The sequence below is a fragment of the Curtobacterium sp. MCLR17_051 genome (genome assembly GCF_003234395.1).
Classification (GTDB): domain Bacteria; phylum Actinomycetota; class Actinomycetes; order Actinomycetales; family Microbacteriaceae; genus Curtobacterium; species Curtobacterium flaccumfaciens.
Genome location: NZ_QKTA01000015.1, coordinates 77,093 through 94,987, shown reverse-complemented (window position 1 = coordinate 94,987; position 17,895 = coordinate 77,093). Strand labels below are relative to the sequence as shown.

At 70.9% G+C, this 17,895-nt stretch carries 23 protein-coding genes and 5 tRNA genes; 14 read left to right on the top strand and 14 right to left on the bottom strand.

All coding sequences use genetic code 11. The annotated features are described in order from the left end of the window. Positions 1-160: 160 nt before the first annotated feature. Genes DEJ06_RS13080 through DEJ06_RS13070 form a run of 3 tightly spaced genes read left to right on the top strand, consistent with a single transcriptional unit; the run spans position 161 to position 1,811 of the window. Entirely contained in the window at positions 161-754 is a 594-nt protein-coding gene (locus DEJ06_RS13080) for a molybdopterin-dependent oxidoreductase (RefSeq protein ID WP_111039580.1), read from the top strand. Then, positions 751-1,542, top strand: a complete 792-nt coding sequence (locus DEJ06_RS13075) for a ferredoxin reductase (RefSeq protein WP_111039579.1) — start codon at positions 751-753, stop codon at positions 1,540-1,542. The genes DEJ06_RS13080 and DEJ06_RS13075 overlap by 4 nt, the downstream gene beginning before the upstream one ends. Continuing rightward, positions 1,542-1,811: a DUF6510 family protein gene (locus tag DEJ06_RS13070; protein WP_111039578.1), complete on the top strand. Its 270-nt coding sequence runs from the start codon at positions 1,542-1,544 to the stop codon at positions 1,809-1,811. Before DEJ06_RS13075 ends, DEJ06_RS13070 begins: the two co-directional genes overlap by 1 nt. A 284-nt stretch (positions 1,812-2,095) precedes the next feature. Here the strand turns inward: DEJ06_RS13070 and DEJ06_RS13065 are convergent. Next, positions 2,096-2,167: transfer RNA gene (locus DEJ06_RS13065), tRNA-Gly, on the bottom strand. Positions 2,168-2,300: 133 nt separating this feature from the next. Here DEJ06_RS13065 and DEJ06_RS13060 point away from each other — a divergent pair. Continuing rightward, entirely contained in the window at positions 2,301-2,507 is a 207-nt protein-coding gene (locus tag DEJ06_RS13060) for a hypothetical protein (RefSeq protein WP_027465565.1), read from the top strand. A gap of 20 nt (positions 2,508-2,527) precedes the next feature. On the opposite strand, the gene DEJ06_RS13055 is transcribed toward DEJ06_RS13060, so the two are convergent. Together DEJ06_RS13055 and DEJ06_RS13050 are read right to left on the bottom strand one after the other, a co-directional pair. Next, positions 2,528-3,910 (bottom strand): hypothetical protein, encoded by a 1,383-nt coding sequence (locus DEJ06_RS13055; protein WP_111039577.1) that lies wholly within the window; start codon positions 3,908-3,910, stop codon positions 2,528-2,530. Beyond that, positions 3,907-4,320, bottom strand: a complete 414-nt coding sequence (locus DEJ06_RS13050) for a MerR family transcriptional regulator (protein ID WP_111039576.1) — start codon at positions 4,318-4,320, stop codon at positions 3,907-3,909. The genes DEJ06_RS13055 and DEJ06_RS13050 overlap by 4 nt, the downstream gene beginning before the upstream one ends. A gap of 56 nt (positions 4,321-4,376) precedes the next feature. Here DEJ06_RS13050 and DEJ06_RS13045 point away from each other — a divergent pair, with 56 nt between their 5' ends. After that, positions 4,377-5,258, top strand: a complete 882-nt coding sequence (locus DEJ06_RS13045) for an alpha/beta fold hydrolase (RefSeq protein WP_111039575.1) — start codon at positions 4,377-4,379, stop codon at positions 5,256-5,258. A 15-nt stretch (positions 5,259-5,273) separates the two neighbouring features. Here DEJ06_RS13045 and DEJ06_RS13040 read toward each other — a convergent pair whose 3' ends face one another. Both DEJ06_RS13040 and DEJ06_RS13035 read right to left on the bottom strand, forming a co-directional pair. Further along, complete coding sequence (locus DEJ06_RS13040; RefSeq protein ID WP_111022873.1) at positions 5,274-5,564, bottom strand: hypothetical protein; 291 nt, start codon at positions 5,562-5,564, stop codon at positions 5,274-5,276. Beyond that, positions 5,564-6,157, bottom strand: a complete 594-nt coding sequence (locus tag DEJ06_RS13035) for an HdeD family acid-resistance protein (protein ID WP_111039574.1) — start codon at positions 6,155-6,157, stop codon at positions 5,564-5,566. Before DEJ06_RS13035 ends, DEJ06_RS13040 begins: the two co-directional genes overlap by 1 nt. A gap of 272 nt (positions 6,158-6,429) precedes the next feature. Between DEJ06_RS13035 and DEJ06_RS13030 the strand changes: the two genes are divergently transcribed. From DEJ06_RS13030 to DEJ06_RS13000, 7 genes are all read left to right on the top strand, one after another. Beyond that, on the top strand, positions 6,430-7,182 hold the full coding sequence (locus tag DEJ06_RS13030; protein ID WP_181436846.1) for an HpcH/HpaI aldolase/citrate lyase family protein: 753 nt from the start codon (positions 6,430-6,432) through the stop codon (positions 7,180-7,182). 159 nt (positions 7,183-7,341) lie between these two features. Continuing rightward, positions 7,342-8,997, top strand: a complete 1,656-nt coding sequence (locus DEJ06_RS13025; RefSeq protein WP_111039572.1) for a catalase — start codon at positions 7,342-7,344, stop codon at positions 8,995-8,997. A gap of 303 nt (positions 8,998-9,300) precedes the next feature. After that, positions 9,301-9,753, top strand: coding sequence for a hypothetical protein (locus DEJ06_RS13020; RefSeq protein ID WP_146245861.1), 453 nt, complete (start codon positions 9,301-9,303; stop codon positions 9,751-9,753). Beyond that, on the top strand, positions 9,750-10,925 hold the full coding sequence (locus DEJ06_RS13015) for a zinc-dependent alcohol dehydrogenase (protein WP_111039570.1): 1,176 nt from the start codon (positions 9,750-9,752) through the stop codon (positions 10,923-10,925). Before DEJ06_RS13020 ends, DEJ06_RS13015 begins: the two co-directional genes overlap by 4 nt. Before the next feature lie 51 nt (positions 10,926-10,976). Continuing rightward, on the top strand, positions 10,977-11,615 hold the full coding sequence (locus DEJ06_RS13010; protein ID WP_111039569.1) for a DUF1345 domain-containing protein: 639 nt from the start codon (positions 10,977-10,979) through the stop codon (positions 11,613-11,615). A 35-nt stretch (positions 11,616-11,650) separates the two neighbouring features. Beyond that, complete coding sequence (locus tag DEJ06_RS13005) at positions 11,651-11,953, top strand: DUF4190 domain-containing protein (RefSeq protein ID WP_111039568.1); 303 nt, start codon at positions 11,651-11,653, stop codon at positions 11,951-11,953. Between the two features lie 30 nt (positions 11,954-11,983). Next, the gene (locus DEJ06_RS13000; RefSeq protein ID WP_111039567.1) at positions 11,984-12,484 is read left to right on the top strand and encodes a GNAT family N-acetyltransferase; all 501 of its coding nucleotides are present in this window, start codon (positions 11,984-11,986) and stop codon (positions 12,482-12,484) included. Between the two features lie 3 nt (positions 12,485-12,487). Here DEJ06_RS13000 and DEJ06_RS12995 read toward each other — a convergent pair whose 3' ends face one another. The 4 genes from DEJ06_RS12995 to DEJ06_RS18340 all read right to left on the bottom strand — a co-directional run bounded on the left by DEJ06_RS12995 (position 12,488) and on the right by DEJ06_RS18340 (position 14,768). Then, the gene (locus DEJ06_RS12995; RefSeq protein WP_111039566.1) at positions 12,488-13,540 is read right to left on the bottom strand and encodes a BLUF domain-containing protein; all 1,053 of its coding nucleotides are present in this window, start codon (positions 13,538-13,540) and stop codon (positions 12,488-12,490) included. 246 nt (positions 13,541-13,786) lie between these two features. After that, on the bottom strand, positions 13,787-14,281 hold the full coding sequence (locus DEJ06_RS12990; protein ID WP_111039565.1) for a hypothetical protein: 495 nt from the start codon (positions 14,279-14,281) through the stop codon (positions 13,787-13,789). A gap of 42 nt (positions 14,282-14,323) precedes the next feature. Beyond that, positions 14,324-14,587 carry a hypothetical protein gene (locus tag DEJ06_RS12985; RefSeq protein WP_146245860.1) on the bottom strand — a complete coding sequence of 88 codons (264 nt, stop codon included), beginning with the start codon at positions 14,585-14,587 and terminating at the stop codon, positions 14,324-14,326. A 34-nt stretch (positions 14,588-14,621) separates the two neighbouring features. Continuing rightward, positions 14,622-14,768: a hypothetical protein gene (locus DEJ06_RS18340; protein ID WP_181436845.1), complete on the bottom strand. Its 147-nt coding sequence runs from the start codon at positions 14,766-14,768 to the stop codon at positions 14,622-14,624. Between the two features lie 224 nt (positions 14,769-14,992). On the opposite strand from DEJ06_RS18340, the gene DEJ06_RS12980 reads away from it, so the two are divergent. Continuing rightward, the gene (locus tag DEJ06_RS12980; RefSeq protein ID WP_111088041.1) at positions 14,993-15,388 is read left to right on the top strand and encodes a hypothetical protein; all 396 of its coding nucleotides are present in this window, start codon (positions 14,993-14,995) and stop codon (positions 15,386-15,388) included. A 24-nt stretch (positions 15,389-15,412) separates the two neighbouring features. Here DEJ06_RS12980 and DEJ06_RS12975 read toward each other — a convergent pair whose 3' ends face one another. The 5 genes from DEJ06_RS12975 to DEJ06_RS12955 form a co-directional block, all read right to left on the bottom strand. Continuing rightward, positions 15,413-16,597 carry an MFS transporter gene (locus DEJ06_RS12975; protein WP_181436844.1) on the bottom strand — a complete coding sequence of 395 codons (1,185 nt, stop codon included), beginning with the start codon at positions 16,595-16,597 and terminating at the stop codon, positions 15,413-15,415. Between the two features lie 266 nt (positions 16,598-16,863). After that, positions 16,864-17,121, bottom strand: coding sequence for a hypothetical protein (locus tag DEJ06_RS12970; protein ID WP_146245859.1), 258 nt, complete (start codon positions 17,119-17,121; stop codon positions 16,864-16,866). A 123-nt stretch (positions 17,122-17,244) separates the two neighbouring features. Continuing rightward, positions 17,245-17,319, bottom strand: a tRNA-Val gene (locus tag DEJ06_RS12965). A 47-nt stretch (positions 17,320-17,366) separates the two neighbouring features. Then, positions 17,367-17,440, bottom strand: a tRNA-Cys gene (locus tag DEJ06_RS12960). An 82-nt stretch (positions 17,441-17,522) separates the two neighbouring features. Then, positions 17,523-17,594 (bottom strand) — tRNA-Gly (locus tag DEJ06_RS12955). A gap of 215 nt (positions 17,595-17,809) precedes the next feature. Here DEJ06_RS12955 and DEJ06_RS12950 point away from each other — a divergent pair. Next, a tRNA-Val gene (locus tag DEJ06_RS12950) sits at positions 17,810-17,882 on the top strand. Positions 17,883-17,895: the final 13 nt, after the last annotated feature.

The following is a 17,895-nucleotide window of genomic DNA, read 5'->3' as shown; positions in this document are numbered from 1 at the left end:
GCGTGGGTCACCACCGCGTCCGACCCGATCGGCGAGCCCGCGCGGATCCGCCGCCGCGCACGACCGTTCCGTACACGGGTGGAACGTTTACCAACCCGTTACACGGCACCGCCCGGCACACGGCATGATCGGGAACGCACCGACGTCCCCGAGGAGGACCATGGCCACGTTCACCCGCGGGTTCGGCGGTCGCCGCGAAGACCGCGACGACACCCGCATCCCGCCCGGTCAGACCCTGGTCCGCGACTGGCCCGTCCTGTCCGCCGGGGCGACGCCCGACATCGAGCCGACCGACTGGGCCTTCTCGATCCGCACCGAGTCCGGCCTGCACCAGTGGACCTGGGACGAGGTGCACGCACTCGGCGTCGAGGACGTCACCGTCGACATCCACTGCGTCACGCACTGGACCAAGCTCGACATGCCGTGGCGGGGTGTCCCGCTCGACCGCCTGTTCGAGGACGTCGAGACCGAACTCGACTACTGCATGGTGCACAGCTACGGCGGCTACACGACCAACGTCCCGCTCGACGAGCTGCTCGACGGCAAGTCCTGGATCGCCTTCGAGGCCGACGGCGAGCCCCTGACGCCCGAGCACGGTGGGCCCGCCCGCCTGCTGGTCCCCCACCTGTACTTCTGGAAGAGCGCCAAGTGGGTGCGCGGCATCGTCATGCAGTCCGACGACGAGCCCGGCTTCTGGGAGAACGCGGGCTACAACCTGCACGGCGACCCGTGGAAGGAAGAGCGGTACTGGTGACGCTCCCCGACACCGGCCTGGAGGCACGGATCACCCCCGTCGCTCGTCCCGCCACCCGCAGGCGGCCGGCTTGGCACGCCGCCACCGTCGCGTCCGTCGGCCGCGAGACGACGAACGCGCGCCGGATCGTCCTCGACGTCCCCACCTGGCCGGGCAACGACCCCGGGCAGCACCTGGACCTGCGACTGACCGCCGAGGACGGCTACCAGGCACAGCGCTCGTACTCGATCGCGTCGGCCGGCCCCGCGACCGACGTCGTGCTCGCGGTCGACCGGGTGGACGGCGGCGAGGTCTCGCCGTTCCTCGTCGACGCCGTCGAGGTCGGCGACGCGCTCGAGGTCCACGGACCCCTGGGCGGCTGGTTCGTCTGGCGGCCGGGTGGGTCCACCCGTCCGGTGCAGCTCATCGCCGGCGGCTCCGGCATCGTGCCGCTCGTCGCGATGGTGACCGCCCACGCCGAGGCGGACGACCCGGCGCCCTTCCGGCTCCTCGCGGCCGTCCGCACACCGGACGACGTGTTCTTCCTTGCGGAACTCGACCAGGCGCTCGCGAGCCGGGCACCGCTCGAGGTGACCCACGTGTACAGCCGCACCGCGCCTCCCGGCTCGACCGTGCCGGCCGGTCGGCTGACGCGGGACGCCCTCGCTGCCGCGGTGTTCCCGCCGGACGCGGGCGCCCTGGTCTACGTGTGCGGGTCGACGCCGTTCGTCGAGCAGGTGCTGCGCTGGCTCACCGAGCTCGGGCACGACACCAGCGACGTGCGCGCCGAACGGTTCGGGGGCAACTGATGGTCGTCGTGGACGGCAACGCGCTGGCGGGGACACTGGCCGACAGCCTGGGACCCGAGCCGACCGTGGTCGCCCTGCTGTGCGCCGGGTGCGGGTCGCTCGGGGTGCTCGGGCAGACCACCGTCTACCGCACCGCCATGGGGTCGGTGGCGCGCTGCCGCGGGTGCGACACGGTGCTCGTCACGGTCGTGGAATCCGGGGCCCGGCGGTGGGTCGGGTTGCCCGGCGCCCGCACGATGTCGGCATCTATACCGGGCAGCATCGAGTAGCACAAGGCTCGCGCGGCGGGTCGTGCGGGTTTCTTGCGGGTTCCCGCAACCCTGGATCCGGTTCCCACCCGAACGGGGGACGGCTCCGGATACATCCTCGGAACTGCGCCGGGCCACCCACCCGGCGCGTGCCAGTGGGGGCAGGGTCGCCTCCGCGCCCGGTGGGCGCGGGAACCCGAAGCCTGCGCCCGCTGGGCCCCCACGCCTTCGGTGCCGCGACGCCCCGCAACGACGGAACCCCCGCCGCTCTTCCGAGCGACGGGGGTTCCGGTCTTCCTGTTCTGAGCGGATGACGAGATTCGAACTCGCGACCCTCACCTTGGCAAGGTGATGCGCTACCACTGCGCCACATCCGCATTCACACGCCGTCCTGGCCGTGCGGAGATGACTCTACCCGAAGAAGGGCGGCATCACCGGTTCCGGTGAAGGTTCCGGGCGTGTCCGGCGCGGCGCGGGCGGTCCGTCAGGTCGACGGAGTTCGATCGGACCATGAGCTACGTGCACGACAATCCCGGCGGGACCGAGGCCCACGGCGTCGACCTGGTCGACGGCGACGCCCCCGCGATCCGGATCCTGGTGCACGGCGACCTGCCGACCACGATCGAGCACGAGGGTCGCACCTGGCTCGCGACGGGCGACGCCCACGACGCCGGCGACGACGACACCCCGCCGATCGCGATCTACCGCCCGGTCTGAGCCGACCCAGGGCGGCCCGGTCAGTGACCGCGGACGTCCCCCGTCAGGATCGCGTGCTCGACACCCGCTGACAGCTCGTCGTGCAGGGCGTCCGCGAAGAACTCGCCAGCACCGAGGCTGATGAGGTGCGCGACCGCGGCCTCGGCGGCCGGGAACCCGGGCTCCCACTCGTCGTGCAGGAACGCGCGGACGTGTCCGGACTCGTGCACGACGACCACGCCGATGTGCTCGTGCCGGGTGCCGTCCTCGAGCACGGCGTCGAAGACGATGGGTTCGGTGTCCTCGCCGAGTTCCTCGAGCAGGACGGTGCCGGTGCCCGGCCACTCCGTCCGGTACGGCGGCAGGTCGGGTGCGTGCAGGTGCCCGGCGAGCTCGTCCGACGCCGACTCGATGTGTCCGGTGGACAGGTACTCGTCGACGACGTCGTGGATGCGGGCGTGCAGGTCCGGCTCGTACTGCCACCAGCGCTGGTGCACGGTGCGCAGCCACTCCTGGGTCGCGGCGTCGGCCGAGGCCGAGATCCCCACGAGCTGCGGTGCGGTGCCGGGCGAACCGACGACCTCGAGCTGTTCGTCGTGCGTCTCCACCGTGATCGACCCGGTGGTCTCGTCCGGGTGCACGCCGTGGACGTCCTCGGGCGCGGCGGCCCAGATGCTGGCGGGGAGCTTCGGCGGCAGGTCGAACGGCACCGCGATCGCGGGTTGCGTCATCGCGTGGTCGATCGCGTCGCCGAGGTGCACCTCGTCCGCCCGGGACCCCATCACGATGCCACCGGCCGGCGGCACGAGCGACAGGTGTTCCAGGTCGTCCGGCGCGGCGTTCATCGAGGTGAGCACCGCGGTGTCGGCCCACTGCACGAACGCGCCGGCGGACCGGTCGTCCTCGCCGAACGGCACGTCCCACACCGTCGGGTCCGTGAGCACCCACGATGCGGTGCGACCGGCCGGTCCGTGGCGGACGGCGTCGACGATCGCCGGCACCAGTCCGGGCAGCCCCCGGTACGCGGGACGGACCGTGAGCCGGTCGACGGCGAGCAGGTCGGGCTTGCCGAGCATCTCGGCGGCGTGGGTCTGCAGCGAGAAGAACGTCTCCCCCGTCGCGTCCTGCGCGGCGACGGCGGACGCGAAGGACCCCGCGACGTCGGAGACCTGGTAGCCGAGCACCAGGGCCTCGAGCGACTCCGGTGCACGGCTCGTGAAGGCGGTGACCTCGGCGACGGAGACCGCCTCGGTCTCGTCGTCGTCGGTGATCGGGACGCGGACGTCGATCACCCACCGGTCGACGTCCTGCCCGGGGTAGGCGTCACCGTCCTCGTCCGAGATCGTGATGTGCACCAGGCGCAGGGAACCGTCCCAGGCGTCGTGGACGTGCTGGGCGATGGCGGCATCGGGGTCGTCGTTCACGGACGCAACGGTACCGGTGCGGAGGGCACCGACCGGAGCCGCGTGCCCGAGGAGGCGTAGGCGGAGCACGACGGGCACCGCGTCAGCAGGTCGTGGGTGCAGTCGATCACGTGCTCGAGGAACCGCTCGGCATCGGCCAGCTGGTCACGCTGCGCCCGGATCTGACGGAGACGCTCGGTGATCACGCCGGACCGGTCGGGTGCACTGCGTCGGAGCACCAGCCGGATCTCCGCCAGGCTCATGCCGACGCCCTGGCAGGCCCGGACGACCTGCAGGCGACGGACGTCTTCCTCGGAGTACTCCCGGTGACCCGACGGCGCTCGATCGGGGACGACGACCCCCGTGTCGTGCCAGTGCCGCAGCACGTGGACCTCGACGCCGACCCGCCGAGCTGCTGCACCGATCCGCACCGTGCCCCGTTCGTTCCTCTTGACCTCAGGTCGACCTGAGGTCCTAGCGTGCGACCATGCTGCCACGCCGAGCGCCCCTCCCCGTCCCCGTCCGCCTCCCCGCTCCGGTCCCGGTCGTCGTGGATGGCACGACCATCGCCACGAGGGTCCTCGAGCCGGCAGGACCGGCACGCGGCGACGTCGTCCTGTGCCACGGCACCCCCTGGTCGTCGGCGGTCTGGGCCGAGGTCGGCCGGGCGCTCGCGCAGGACCACCGGGTGTTCGTCTGGGACATGCCCGGGTACGGCGACTCGGACCGCGGGCCGACCGTGGACGCCACGCTCCGAGCGCAGGCGACCCGTCTCGGCGCGCTCCTCGACCGGTGGGGCCTCGACCGACCCCACCTGGTCGCACACGACGTGGGCGGCGCCGTGGCACTCCGGGCGCACCTGCTGCACGGTGCCGAGTACGCGAGCCTGTTCCTCTGGGACGCCGTCGTGCTCGACCCGTGGGGGTCTCCGTTCTTCCGGCTGGTGGCGGAGCACCGTGACGTCTTCGACCGACTCCCCGGCGACCTGCACGCCGCCCTGGTGCGGCAGTACATCGACGGTGCCTCGGCGCGGGGCTTCTCGCCGGTGGACCTCGAGGCCCTGGCGCGGCCGTGGGCCGGCCCCGAGGGGCAGGTCGCGTTCTCACTCCAGATCGCCGCGCTGACCCCCGACGACACCCGGGTTGTGGCCGAGCTGTTGGGCTCCGTGCGGTGCCGGACCCGGATCGGGTGGGGGCGGCAGGACCCCTGGATCCCCCTGCGCCAGGCGTACGACCTGCAGACGGCGCTGCCGGGGCACCCCGAGGTCATCGTGCTCGACGACGTCGGGCACCTCGCGCCGTGGGAGGACCCCGTCGCGGTCACGGCCGCACTCCGGCAGTGGGTACACCGTCCGGTGGGCTCGGAGTGACCCGCACGGCGCCGTTCAGATCAGGGCGCGGGCGGCGAGCACGACGGCCGCTCCCCCGACGGTCAGCGCCGCGAGCACCGACAGCACGACCGCGACGGTGTCCCGCCGGGCCGGGGCACTCGCGCGGACGGCACCGGCGACGAGCTGCTGGGCCGCCGCCAGGGACGCCGCGCTCCCGAGCGGGCGGTCGTCCTGGTCGAACGCCAGGAACCGCTCACGCACGTGCAGCACGAGCCCCAGGCTGGTCCCGTGGTCGCGCGCCACCCACGACTTCGGTCCCTGTTGCTCCCAGCGGACGGCGAGCATCAGGGGCCGGGGACCGGCAGGCCGGTCCGCTCCCCCTCCGGACGCGGCCAGCTGAACGCGACGACGAGCTGGACGACACCGAACACGATGAGCACGCTCCCCACCGCGGCCACCGTCACCAGCGCGCCGAGGCCCGGCAGGTTCATCACCAGGATGCCGCTCAGCACACTGAGCACGGCGAGCACCACGGTCAGCGCACGGCGGCCCACCCACGGTGCGTAGATGAGTGCGATGCCCTCGAGGATCCAGGCGAACCCGAGCAGAAGCGCAACCCACCGCGCCCCGATCGGCGGGAACACGATCGCGACGACACCGCCTGCGACGACCAGCGCCCCGAGGACCACCAGCCCGGCCTGACGCCACCAGACCCGAGGGTGCACCTGGAGTCCCCGGACGACCAGCGCCGCCCCCGACACGACCAGGTAGATCCCGAAGACCCACGACACCGCGAACAGCGTCGCGTGGGGCAGGACGATCGCAGCCAGTCCGGCGAGCACGCCCACCGCGCCGACGATCCCGAACGCCACCCGGATCCGGTCGCCGCCCTGCGGAAGCGAGCCAGTCCGCTGGCCGACGTCACGTTCGTCACGCATGTCCGTCCGACCTCCCTGCAGGTCCCGACTGGTGCTGTGGTGCTGGTGGGTGCTGGCGACCTGTGATCGCCCGTGCGGTGCGTCCTGCGCACAGGACTACACCCGAAGGTGAGCACTTGTCCATGTCCCATGCGTGCGCATGAGGCCATCCCCCGGCCCGGCCATGTCCCCGGCGACGCCGCGTGCGCGACGAGCGCTCCGCGGGCGGTAGCCTGACGCGCCGGACGACGAACCACCGGCGATCGCGACGGCAGACCAGACGGAGGACCACGGTGCCAGCACTCGGAGACGGCCGCGCCGACGGCGTGTGGTGCACGCTCGGCGAACCCCGCACCACCGCCCAGATCGCCCAGAACGGGTTCGCCTGGCTCGGCCTCGACGCCCAGCACGGCGCCTTCGACGACGCCACACTCCTGGCGACGATGCCGGCGCTCGCCGCGGTCGCTCCGCAGGTCCCCGTCGCGATTCGCGTCGCCGAGGGCTCGGACGCCGCGATCGGCCGTGCGCTCGACCTCGGTGCCGACATCGTGATCGTCCCGATGATCGAGACCGTCGAGCAGGCCGAGCACGCCGTCCGCGCCGCGCACTACCCACCGCGGGGCCGACGGAGCTGGGGGCCGATGGCAGGACTCTGGGGCGGTGCGGCACCATCCGCCGCCGCTGCCGACCCCGAGGTGTGGGTGATGCTCGAGACACCCGAGGGCCTCCGTGCCGCCGAGCAGATCCTGGCGGCCCCGGGCGTCTCGGCGGTGTTCGTCGGCCCCTTCGACCTGTCGATCGGACTCGGCGTGGATCTGCGCGAGCTGCTCGACGCCGACAGCGCCACGGACCCCCTCCCCGCGATCGTCGCCGCAGCCCGCCGCGCGGGCAAGCACACCGGCGCCTTCGCCGGTGACCTGGCCCGCGCCGAACGGCTCCGCGCGCTCGGGTTCGACCGCGTCGCCGTCGTCACCGACGGGACCCTGCTGGCCCACGGCGCGGCCGCGGTGCTCGGCGAAGCAGCCACCGGTCGCACCTCGTACTGACGGGCCGTCAGCGGCGGAGTACTGACGGGTCGTCAGCGGCGGCCGCACCGGCGACCGGTCCTCGTCCGCGTCCTCGACGCCGCTGAGAGGGCGTGCCCGCGCCCCGGTCCACACTCGGTCGGGAACCCGAGCCGACCGCGACCGCAGAGAGGACGAGACATGACCGACGTCTCCAGCCAACCGCCCGCCGAGGGCGACGACCGCCGCATCCTGACGAACCGCCAGGGCCACCCCGTCTCCGACAACCAGAACCAGCGCACCGTCGGGGCCCGTGGCCCGGCGACGCTCGAGAACTACCAGTTCCTCGAGAAGATCAGCCACTTCGACCGCGAACGGATCCCGGAGCGGGTCGTGCACGCCCGCGGTGCCGTCGCCTTCGGGTACTTCGAGGCCACCGGCACGTGGGGTGACGAACCCATCGCGAAATACACCCGCGCGAAGCTGTTCCAGGAGCCCGGCAAGCGCACCGACCTGGCGATCCGGTTCTCCACCGTGATCGGCGGCAGAGACTCCTCCGAGGCTGCCCGCGACCCGCGCGGCTTCGCCGTGAAGTTCTACACCGAGGACGGCAACTGGGACCTCGTCGGCAACAACCTCGGCGTCTTCTTCATCCGCGACGCCATCAAGTTCCCCGACGTCATCCACTCCCTCAAGCCCGACCCCGTGACCTTCCGGCAGGAGCCGGCGCGCATCTTCGACTTCATGTCGCAGACCCCCGAGTCGATGCACATGCTCGTCAACCTGTTCAGCCCGCGCGGCATCCCCGCGAACTACCGCACCCAGCAGGGCTTCGGCGTGAACACCTACAAGTGGGTGAACGCGGACGGTGACACCAAGCTCGTCAAGTACCACTGGATCCCGTCGGTGGGCGTGTCCTCGATGACCGAGGCCGACGCCGCCGCCGTGCAGGCCGGCGACCTCGGGCACGCGTCGAAGGACCTGTACGAGGCGATCGAGCGTGGTGAGTACGCCGAGTGGGAGCTCCGTGTGCAGATCATGGACGACCACGAGCACCCGGAGCTCGACTTCGACCCGCTCGACGACACGAAGGTGTGGCCGGAGAACGAGTTCCCGCCGAAGGCCGTCGGCAAGATGGTCCTGAACCGCAACGTCACGAACCACTTCGCCGAGAACGAGCAGCTCTCCTTCGGCACCGGCGTGCTCGTCGACGGCCTGGACTTCTCCGACGACAAGATGCTCGTCGGCCGCACGTTCTCGTACTCGGACACCCAGCGCTACCGCGTCGGCCCGAACTACCTGCAGCTGCCGGTGAACGCCCCGAAGAACGGTGCCGTCGCGACCAACCAGCGCGACGGACAGATGGTGTACCACCAGGACCACGGCGGCGAGAACCCGCACGTCAACTACGAGCCGTCGATCACCGGCGGCCTGCGCGAGGCGGAGTACCCGACCCACGACGACCAAGGACCGGAGATCGTCGGGCGTCTCACCCGCAAGCGGATCCCCCGGACGAACGACTACACCCAGGCCGGCCAGCGGTACCTGCTCCTGCAGGACTGGGAGCGCGACGACCTCGTCGCGAACTTCGTCGACCTCATCTCGCAGGCGGCCCGTCCGGTGCAGGAGCGCATGCTCTGGCACTTCTACATGGTCGAGGACGACCTGGGTCGTCGCGTGGGCGAGGGGCTCAGCATCACCCTCGACGAGGTCAAGGACCTGCCCCCGCTGCAGTCACAGACGCTCAGCGACGACGAGCTCGCCCGCCTGGCGAACCTCGGTCACAACGGCTCCCGCGACGTCGAGGGCCTGATGATGACGCACTGCGTTCCCGACGAACGCGCCGTGCGCGTCTGAGACGCGACCCCAGGACGGACGGGAGGCCCGGTGCCAGCTGGCACCGGGCCTCCCGTCCGTCTCACTGCCGTCACCTGCCGCAGCGCATCACGGACAACCCGGGACGGCGCCAGGGAGGCCACGCTCATCGTGGATCGACAGGAGCGACTCCGTGGTCCCGACCGGCACGATCGCGCGGTCGTCGCTCCCGTCCCGTTGATCCGCACCGATGCGACTCAAGGAGGCCGCGATGGAACACACGAATCCCCGGCGGTGTGGCGCGAACGCGTCCGCTGCCCACCGACTCCTCGCCGGGACACCACGATGAGGGCCCGGAACCTCGCCGCCGCTGCGATGGTCACGGCCGCCGTCGGCGTCGTCGTCTCGCGCCGCCGACGCGGCGCACCCGGGCCCGCACGGAAGGTGCTGGCCGAACCGCGTTCCGGCTGGCACGCGGTCACGGTGAACCGCGGGCAGGACGCGGTGCTGCCAGGCGGGCGGATCCCCGCGCCGCTCACGGCGTTCGGGCAGGACGTCGAGGTGGAGGCCCGTCCCGCGCCCGGCGATCGTGGCACCGAGCTCCGTGCCCGGTTCCGAGGCGGCGGCCCGGATTCTCAGGGTCGGCTGCGGGCCGCTCTGCGTGAGGCGAAGCAACTCATCGAGGTCGGCGAGGTGCTCCGGGTGGATCCGGTCCCCCACGGCCGACGGAAGGCCACACCCACCGGCGCGTTGGTGGACGTGGCGACGAAACGGAGCAACGAGGAGGGTGTGCTGTGAAGGCGCTCTGTTGGACCGGGGTCAACGAGACCACGGTGGAGACGGTGGAGGACCCGAAGATCCTCAACGATCACGACGTGATCCTGAAGGTGCGTCTGAGCACCACCTGCGGCTCGGACCTGCACCTGCTCGGCGGGTACATCCCGACCATGCGATCCGGTGACGTCCTGGGGCACGAGTTCATGGGCGAGGTCGTCGAGACGGGATCGGCCGTCACGAAGCACAAGGTGGGCGACCGGGTCGTCGTCTGCTCGTTCATCGCCTGCGGGCAGTGCTGGTACTGCACCCACGGACGGTTCTCACTCTGCGACAACGGCAACCCGAACCCGGGCTTGACCGAGGCGATGTGGGGGTCGTCGATCGGCGGCTGCTTCGCCTACAGCCACGCGCTCGGCGGGTTCGCAGGCAGCCACGCCGAGTACGTCCGCGTGCCCTACGCCGATCAGGGGGCGTTCACGGTCCCCGACGGCGTGTCCGACACGGCCGCCCTGTTCGCCTCCGATGCCGCACCCACCGGGTGGACCGGAGCCGACCTGGCCGGGATCACACCGGGTGACACCGTCGCAGTGTGGGGCGCCGGTGGTGTGGGCCAGATGGCCGCTCGTGCAGCGATGCTCCTCGGCGCCGAGCAGGTGATCGTGATCGACCGTCTGCCCGAACGGCTGCGACAGGTGCGCGAGCACATCGGTGCCGAGACGCTCGACTACACGAGCGACGCCGTGCTCCCGGAACTCAAGGAACGCACCGGCGGTCGGGGTCCCGACGTGTGCATCGAGGCCGTCGGCATGGAAGCGCACGGCACCGGACCGCTGTACCTGTACGACCAGGCCAAGCAGCAGCTGCGGTTGCAGACCGACCGGCCGACCGCCCTGCGCGAGGCGATCTACGCCTGCCGGAAGGGCGGCAGCCTGTTCTCGCTCGGGGTCTTCGGTGGGCTCGTCGACAAGTTCCCGTTCGGCGCGATAATGAACAAGGGCATGACGGTCCGCGGCGCTCAGCAGCACGGGCACCGCTACATCCCGATGATCCTCGACCGCATCGCCGCGGGAGAGATCAGCACCGAGCACCTCGCCACGCACGTGATGCCACTGTCGCAAGGGCCGCGCGGGTACGAGATGTTCAAGAACAAGGACGACGGCTGCGTCCGCGCCGTCTTCACCCCCGGCGTGTGACGACCGACCACGCAGCGGACAGGGGGAAGGAACGATCGTGAAGGCACGACGATGAACGATCGGATTCTCTCCACGCGTCGGGCGCTCGTCATCGTGGGGATCGGGGTCCTGGTCGGGGTCGCGCTGACCTTCACCGGGGCTCCGTCCCTCGGGCCGCTCGCCGCCTGGTGCACGGCCGGCCTGATCGCGCTGGTCCAGGTCTGGCACAAGTGCTGGCGCCAGGACGCCGACGGCACCGAGCGTCTCGCACGCGAGGAGTCCGAGACACGGGTCAGTGACAACGCGCTCATCGTGGCCTGTTTCGCGAGTCTCGCCGCCGTCGTCCTCGCGCTGAGCGAAGCCAGCCAGGCGCGAGATCCGGCCTCGGTCGCGGCGGTCATGCTGGGTGTGCTCGGCACGATGGTGGCGTGGGCGTTGGTCAACACGGTCTACGCCTTGAAGTACGCCCGGATGTTCTTCCTCGACCACCGGGGCGGTGGGTTCGACGTCAAGCAGGACGGGCGGCCGACCTACAGCGACTTCGCCTACTTCGCCTTCACGATCGGCATGTCGTACGCGGCACCAGAGATCGAGCCGGATGACAGTGAGACCCGGCGGAAGGCGTTGCCGCACGCGCTGCTGTCGTACTTCTTCGGGACGGTGCTGATCGCGGTCGCCATCAACCTGGTGACGAACCTCGGTCAGGGGTGAGCAGAGGGATCCTCGTCGCCCCTAGGCTGACCGGCGTGACCGACCTCGCTCCTGACCAGACCGCGCCGAGCGCCGCCGGGTCCCCCGCATCGGCAGCCGTGCCGCTCCCGCCCCTCAGCCTGCTCGCGGTGGTGGCGATCGCCCTCGCGTTCGTGGCACCGATCGGCGGCCTCGTCGTCGGGTTCATCGCGCGCCGGGACGTGCGACTGACCGGTGAGCGGGGTGACGGCATCGCGTTCGCGGCGATCCTGATCGGGGCGACGCTGACGTTGTTCGGGGTCATCGTGCCGCTGTTCCTCGGCGGTGCCGGGTTCTTCGACCTGGACCTCCAGCTCTGAGCACCGGACGCCGGTCGTTACCCTGATCGAGTGGGGAACGATGCTGATGTCTCGACGCTGATCCGCCCGGCCACGCTCGCTGATGCGGATGCGATCGCCCACGTGCACACGGTGTCGTGGCGAGAGACCTACGGCCGGTTCGTCGACGACCCGGACACGAGCCCGTGGTTCGACGCGGGTCGCCGGGTCGACATGTGGCGGTCGACGCTCGCGAGCCCTGACGCCCGAGGAGCCGTCCGGGTCGCCCTCGACAGCACCGGCGTCGTGGGCTTCGCCGCGGCGCAGACGACCCCCGAGCCGGATGCCGTCCGCCCCGAGGAGCTGACGACGCTCTACGTCCTGGCACGTGCGCACGGGACCGGAGCCGGCCAGGCACTCCTCGACACCGTGCTCGCCGATCGTCCGGCGTCACTGTGGGTGGCCGCGGACAACCCGCGGGCGCACGCCTTCTACCGGCGGAACGGCTTCACGCCCGACGGTGCCGAGTCGGCGTTCGGACCCATCCCCCGGACCGTGCGTCTGGTGCGCTGAACGTCAGTCCGCGGCCGGCGCGGAGATGTCCCACACGGTGGTCTCCTCGTACTGCTCGGACCAGCCGCGGCGCATGCGGGCGGCGGCACGGTCGAACGCGTCGACGACGTCGGTGTCCGGCGTCAGCAGCGCCTGCAGGCGGATGCCGTCGTAGAGGGCGAGCAGCTGCTGTGCCCCGCGGATCGGGTCCATCGTCGCCGGTTCGCGGCCGGCGCGGACGTCTTCCTGCAGCGCGGTGCGGACGGTCTCGCGGAACTGCAGGTACGCGGACCGGTAGTAGTCGGCGCCGTCCGTCGACGGGTCGGTCGAGATGGCCAGCGTCGCGGCGATCAGGCGCATGAGGGACGGGTCCTCGGCGTGAGCGGAGAGCAGCGCGTGCAGGAACGCCACCGTGCCCTTCTCACCGGCGAGCGGCAGCAGCGGTGCCGACACCGCGCGGGTCCACCGCATCACCGCGGCGGCCAGCAGTGCGTGCTCGGAGGGGAAGAGCTCGAGGATCTCGGCCTGCCGCATCCCCGACCGGGACGCGACGCCCTCGAGCGAGAAGCGTGACAGTCCCCCGTCGTGGATGACCGCGATCGCACCGTTGATCGCCCGCGTGCGCGGGACTTCCTCGTCGGCGGCGTTCTGGTTCGTCAGTGGTGCCAGCGGGTGCTTCCGGAACCAGTCCAGGAGGGCGCGAGCGCGGGAGGCCCCGAACGCAGGATCAGTCGGGCGACCCTGGCTGAACAGGTCGCTGAACCCCGGAACGTCGTGCATCAGCGGGTCGAGGGACTGGAACGCCATCGACCAGTCCGGGAACGAGCGCTGGGCGATCGGCTCGTCGAGCAGCACCCGGACGTTCGTGTGCCGCGGGTCGGCCCGGACCTGGTCGAAGCGCTCCCGGACGACGTCATCCTCGCCCTCGATGATCCCGATGCAGTTGTCATCGCGGTGCGCGAGCATGCCGGTGATGCCAAGCCGGGTGTTCTTCTCGCGACCGACCGCCAGGATCTGGGCGAGTTCGGAATCCGTGATCGGACGGGTCTGGGTGCTGGTGTAGACGAGCGATCGCATGGTGCTGCTTCCTGGTCGGACGGTCCCCCGGTGTGTGGGAGGCGCCGCCGTGTCGAACCCGAATCGACTCGACGGCACCTCGTGGTCACCGTAACCAGCGGCGACCACCTTCACTGCGACGCAAGACGGTCCGTGGCTGTTCGGCACCCGGAGGATGCCGACCTCTGAATGGAACCATCTGTCCGAGTCCGGCGGTACCCCCACAATGGGGAACGGGCGTTCTCCGGCTGTTCCTGGGGGTTCGCTTCAGTTCGCGCGGTCGCCCGACGGGGGCGTCTCGAAGATGCGCTCGCCCGTCGTCGGGTCCCACCCGATGGTGCGGGGTTCCGCTGATCGCGGGCGTCGTTCGTCCCGCGGGAAGAACGGACGGGCGCTGGGCAGGTAGCTGAGCACCGCGGCGACGACGACGCAGACGGCGTCGATGAAGCTCCAGTCCACGCCGTCGGTGGCGATGGCGAACACTGTGCTGCAGGCACTCAGCCCGGCGATGATCGCGAGCCAGAGACGCGCGTTCCCGGAGCCTCGTCCCATCCGCGTTGCCAGCCACACGAACAGTGCCGACCAGGCGAGGACGAGGACGAGCCCGAGCGACGCCCCGATGATCGCACCGCCGGCTTCGCGCATGGACACGACCATGCCGGGCGCGGCGGCCACGAGGCTGATGACGACGGACGCCCACCAGAGCGCCACGGCGATCGTGACGACCCGCGGTCGCGTGCGCTGTTCAGTGTGCTGTTCCATCAGGTGCTCCCCCGTCGTTCCGCTGCATGCGGCTCGACGATCCTACGGTGACGGCTGACGCGCTTCGGCCCTGCGCGATCGGCGGAGGACGACCAGTCCGACGGTCAGCCCGGCTGCTAGTAAGGCGAAGGTCAGGAACGATGCGAACACGATCGTCACCAGCCGGTCGTGCGGCGCGTCGACACCGAGGAGCAGGCGCAGCATCAGCACCGGCACCACGACGGACGCTGTCCATGAGGCGATCACCAGCACGGTGAGCAGGACCACTGCGCCCCGGTGCGGAGCCGTCCCGGGAGCGATCGTCATGCGCCCATCCAACCAGTGGCCCGGCGCGAACGATCTACGGGCGGTAGTCCTCACGACGCGGCAAGAGCTCCGCCGCGTGGGAATCGATGTACGGCTTCGCGCCCAGCATCCCGCCCATCGTCTTGGCGACCGTCGTGAGCAACGCTCCGAGTCCCCGTGCCACGATGCTCAAGATCTTCATGGTGCCCCCTCGTCGGACCGACCTGCGGTGTCGGCCTCGTCCCGTCACACCGTACGCGGAGGGCCGGATTCCCGCCAGGGACGGCAGACTCTCGGTCCCGTCGTCGATCGACGTCGCGCATAGGCTGGACGCCCGACCGGGGAGGAGTCGCGATGCCGGAGGTCCGTGAGCGAGTGCCGTTGTGGCGCACACCCTGGTGGCACCCTCGCCGCTGGGAGGCGCGGATGTGGGGGCTGCTCGTTGCGGCTGCTGCTGGCGGCGTCCTCCGCGAAGTGGCGCATCCGTTCTACGACGACGGGGTGCGGGCGGTCGCGAACTGGCTCGCCCTCTGCATCCCAGGATGTGTGATCGCGTACGTCGTGGTCGGTCGGTGGAAGAAGGGCCTCACCACGCTGTGGAAGCCGTCGTGGCGCGAGCTCCGACGGATCCTTGTGGCAGCACCGCTCGGAGTGCTGGCCCTGCGCCTGCTCATCGAGGACGACGACGGGTGGTTGTGGTTGCTCGCCGGGGTGTCCGCCGCGCTGCTCGCGCTCGCGGTGGCTCGCTGGGTCGCTGCGCGCCGCGATCGTCGACGTCGGACGAATGCCTACGGGACGGTGTCGGCTGACCCGTACGCGTAGCGCCCGATGGGGTTCGTCGATCCCCTACGCGTCCTGTGCCGAATTGGTCTTCGACGGCAACCGCGATGCCACGAGCGTCCCGACGAGCGCCACCACCGCGAAGGCCGCGAACCCGAACGGCAGCCCGATCGCACTGCCGACACCACCGACGACGAGTGGTCCGACGGCGTCCCCGGTCTCACGCCCGAGCTCCGCTGAACCCATGGTGCGACCGAGCCGATCCGGCGGAGTCGTCCCGGCGAGGTGCGCGAACGCGACGGGTGTCAGCATGGCGACACCGGCCCCGGCGAGCAGCGCCGCGATGAAGACGGCCACCGCCGAGGGTGCGACGGCGACCACCAGGAACGCAGCGGCCACCGCGGCAGTCCCGGCCACCCCCGCGACCCCGGTACCGAGGCGCCCGGCGTCGTGCAGCCGCCCGGCGACGGGCTGCACGAGCGACGACGTCACCGCGAGGACGGCGACCGCGAGTGTCGACACCAGGAGCGGGATACCGACCTCGGTGCCGAGCGCCGGGAGCATCCCGGTCAGCGCGCCGATCGCAGCGCTGCCGACGGCCAGAACGACGACCGGGATCAGGAACTGGCGGTCCGTGGCCGCTCGGACCATCACGGCGAGCGTGGCCCGCTGCCGGGGCAGGGGCACGATCGCCTCGACGGCGACGAGCACCGCCACCGCCGTCACGAGGGCCATCACGACGAGGATCCCGAAGAGCCACTGCGTGCTGCCGAACTGCACCACGAGTGCACCGATGACCGGTCCCCCGGCGTAGCCGAGACCCTTCCACGAGCCGTACCGACCGAAGTACGTCCCGCGACGGTGCGCCGGCACGAGGCGGGCAACTGCGGCGGACGATGCGGGCGAGAACGCGGAGGCGCCGGCACCCTGCAGCAGACGGGCGAGCCCGAGCCAGAACGGACCGGTCCCGAAGACGCCGATGAGTGAAGCTGCCGCGAAGACGACGAGTCCGCCGACGATCACCGGTCGCGGGCCGATGCGGTCGGACAGTGCGCCGAAGACCGGCTTGAGGACGAGTTCGGCGACGTCGTAGAGCGCCAGGAAGAGCCCCAGCCACGCGAGCGTCAGGCCCAGTTCGAGGTGCTCGCCGCCGACAGCCGCGGCGATGCCGTTCGCCCCGAAGGCGGTCACGAACCCCGCGGCGTACAGCGGAGCGAGCCGAGGGGCAGTGGTCGTCGACGAGGCGGTCACGTGCTCACCTTGGCCGACCGCGCTCTGGTCCACCAGCCCCTCGTGGTCGACACGCGGGCCAGCGAACGCCGCGCGCCCTGCGACGAGGCCGGCTGACTCGATCTGGGCCATTCCAGTCGCCGTCGAGGGAACTCCGTCGCTACAGCCGGATCGCCCACTCGATGGTCGGCGGTGCTCCGCCGCCGTGTCGGAGGGCGTAGTCGTCCAACACCGCCCGGCGGACGTCCACACCGCTCGCGAATCGTTCCAGGTGTGTCAGGAGCCATTCATTCTGCCGGCGCCTCGTCGATCATCTCCTGCCACGTCGGACCGAGCACTTCGTCCAGTTCGAGCACGGCAGCGTGGGTGTCACGGCCGTCGAACTCGTAGACCGCGACTCGGCGCGCGGTGAACGCCAGCCAGACTCCTCGTTCGACGACGACGTCACCGGGGTCCCGATCGTCCCGCTGCCACTCGCAGACCTTGTGGAACAGCACCGGCGTGGTGCCGCGTCGGGCACGCTTCCGCCTCCGGCCGATCTGCATGACCACCACCGTACCGGGCGGGGTCCACGGAACATCGCGGTCCTGGCGGACTGGGAACGACGAGCAGACCGGAACGAAGAAAGCCCCCGGCCGGACCTGGTGGTCCTGCCGGGGGCTTCGTGGTGGTGGGCGATACTGGGATCGAACCAGTGACCTCTTCCGTGTCAGGGAAGCGCGCTACCGCTGCGCCAATCGCCCAAGTCCCTGCGTGGACCGGAGTCCATCAAGGTCTTGGAGGGTGGATCTGGAGGTGGGGACGGGATTCGAACCCGCGTGGACGGCTTTGCAGGCCGCTGCCTAGCCTCTCGGCCACCCCACCATCGAGGTTCACGTCTCCGTGAGTACCCGAACGGTGGGATACCCTCTGGTGAGTCGCGGGCCTTCGAGAAGACCCACACTCGAGCGGATGACGAGATTCGAACTCGCGACCCTCACCTTGGCAAGGTGATGCGCTACCACTGCGCCACATCCGCACTTGTCGTTCCGCTGTCGCGGCGACGACGTAAACTCTATACGCACCGGGGCACTTCCACCAAAATCCTCCCCGTTCACCGGGCGTGTCCCCCGAGTTCATGCGGATCGGGGCGGTTCGACACCCCCTGCGGGCAGCGCGCCACACCCGGGCCGCGCGACGTGTTCGATGCACCGCCGGACTTCCGCTAGTATCGATCCGCACGAACAGTGCAGGGGGCGATTGGCGCAGTTGGTAGCGCGCTTCGTTCACACCGAAGAGGTCATCAGTTCGAGTCTGGTATCGCCCACACAGCAACACAC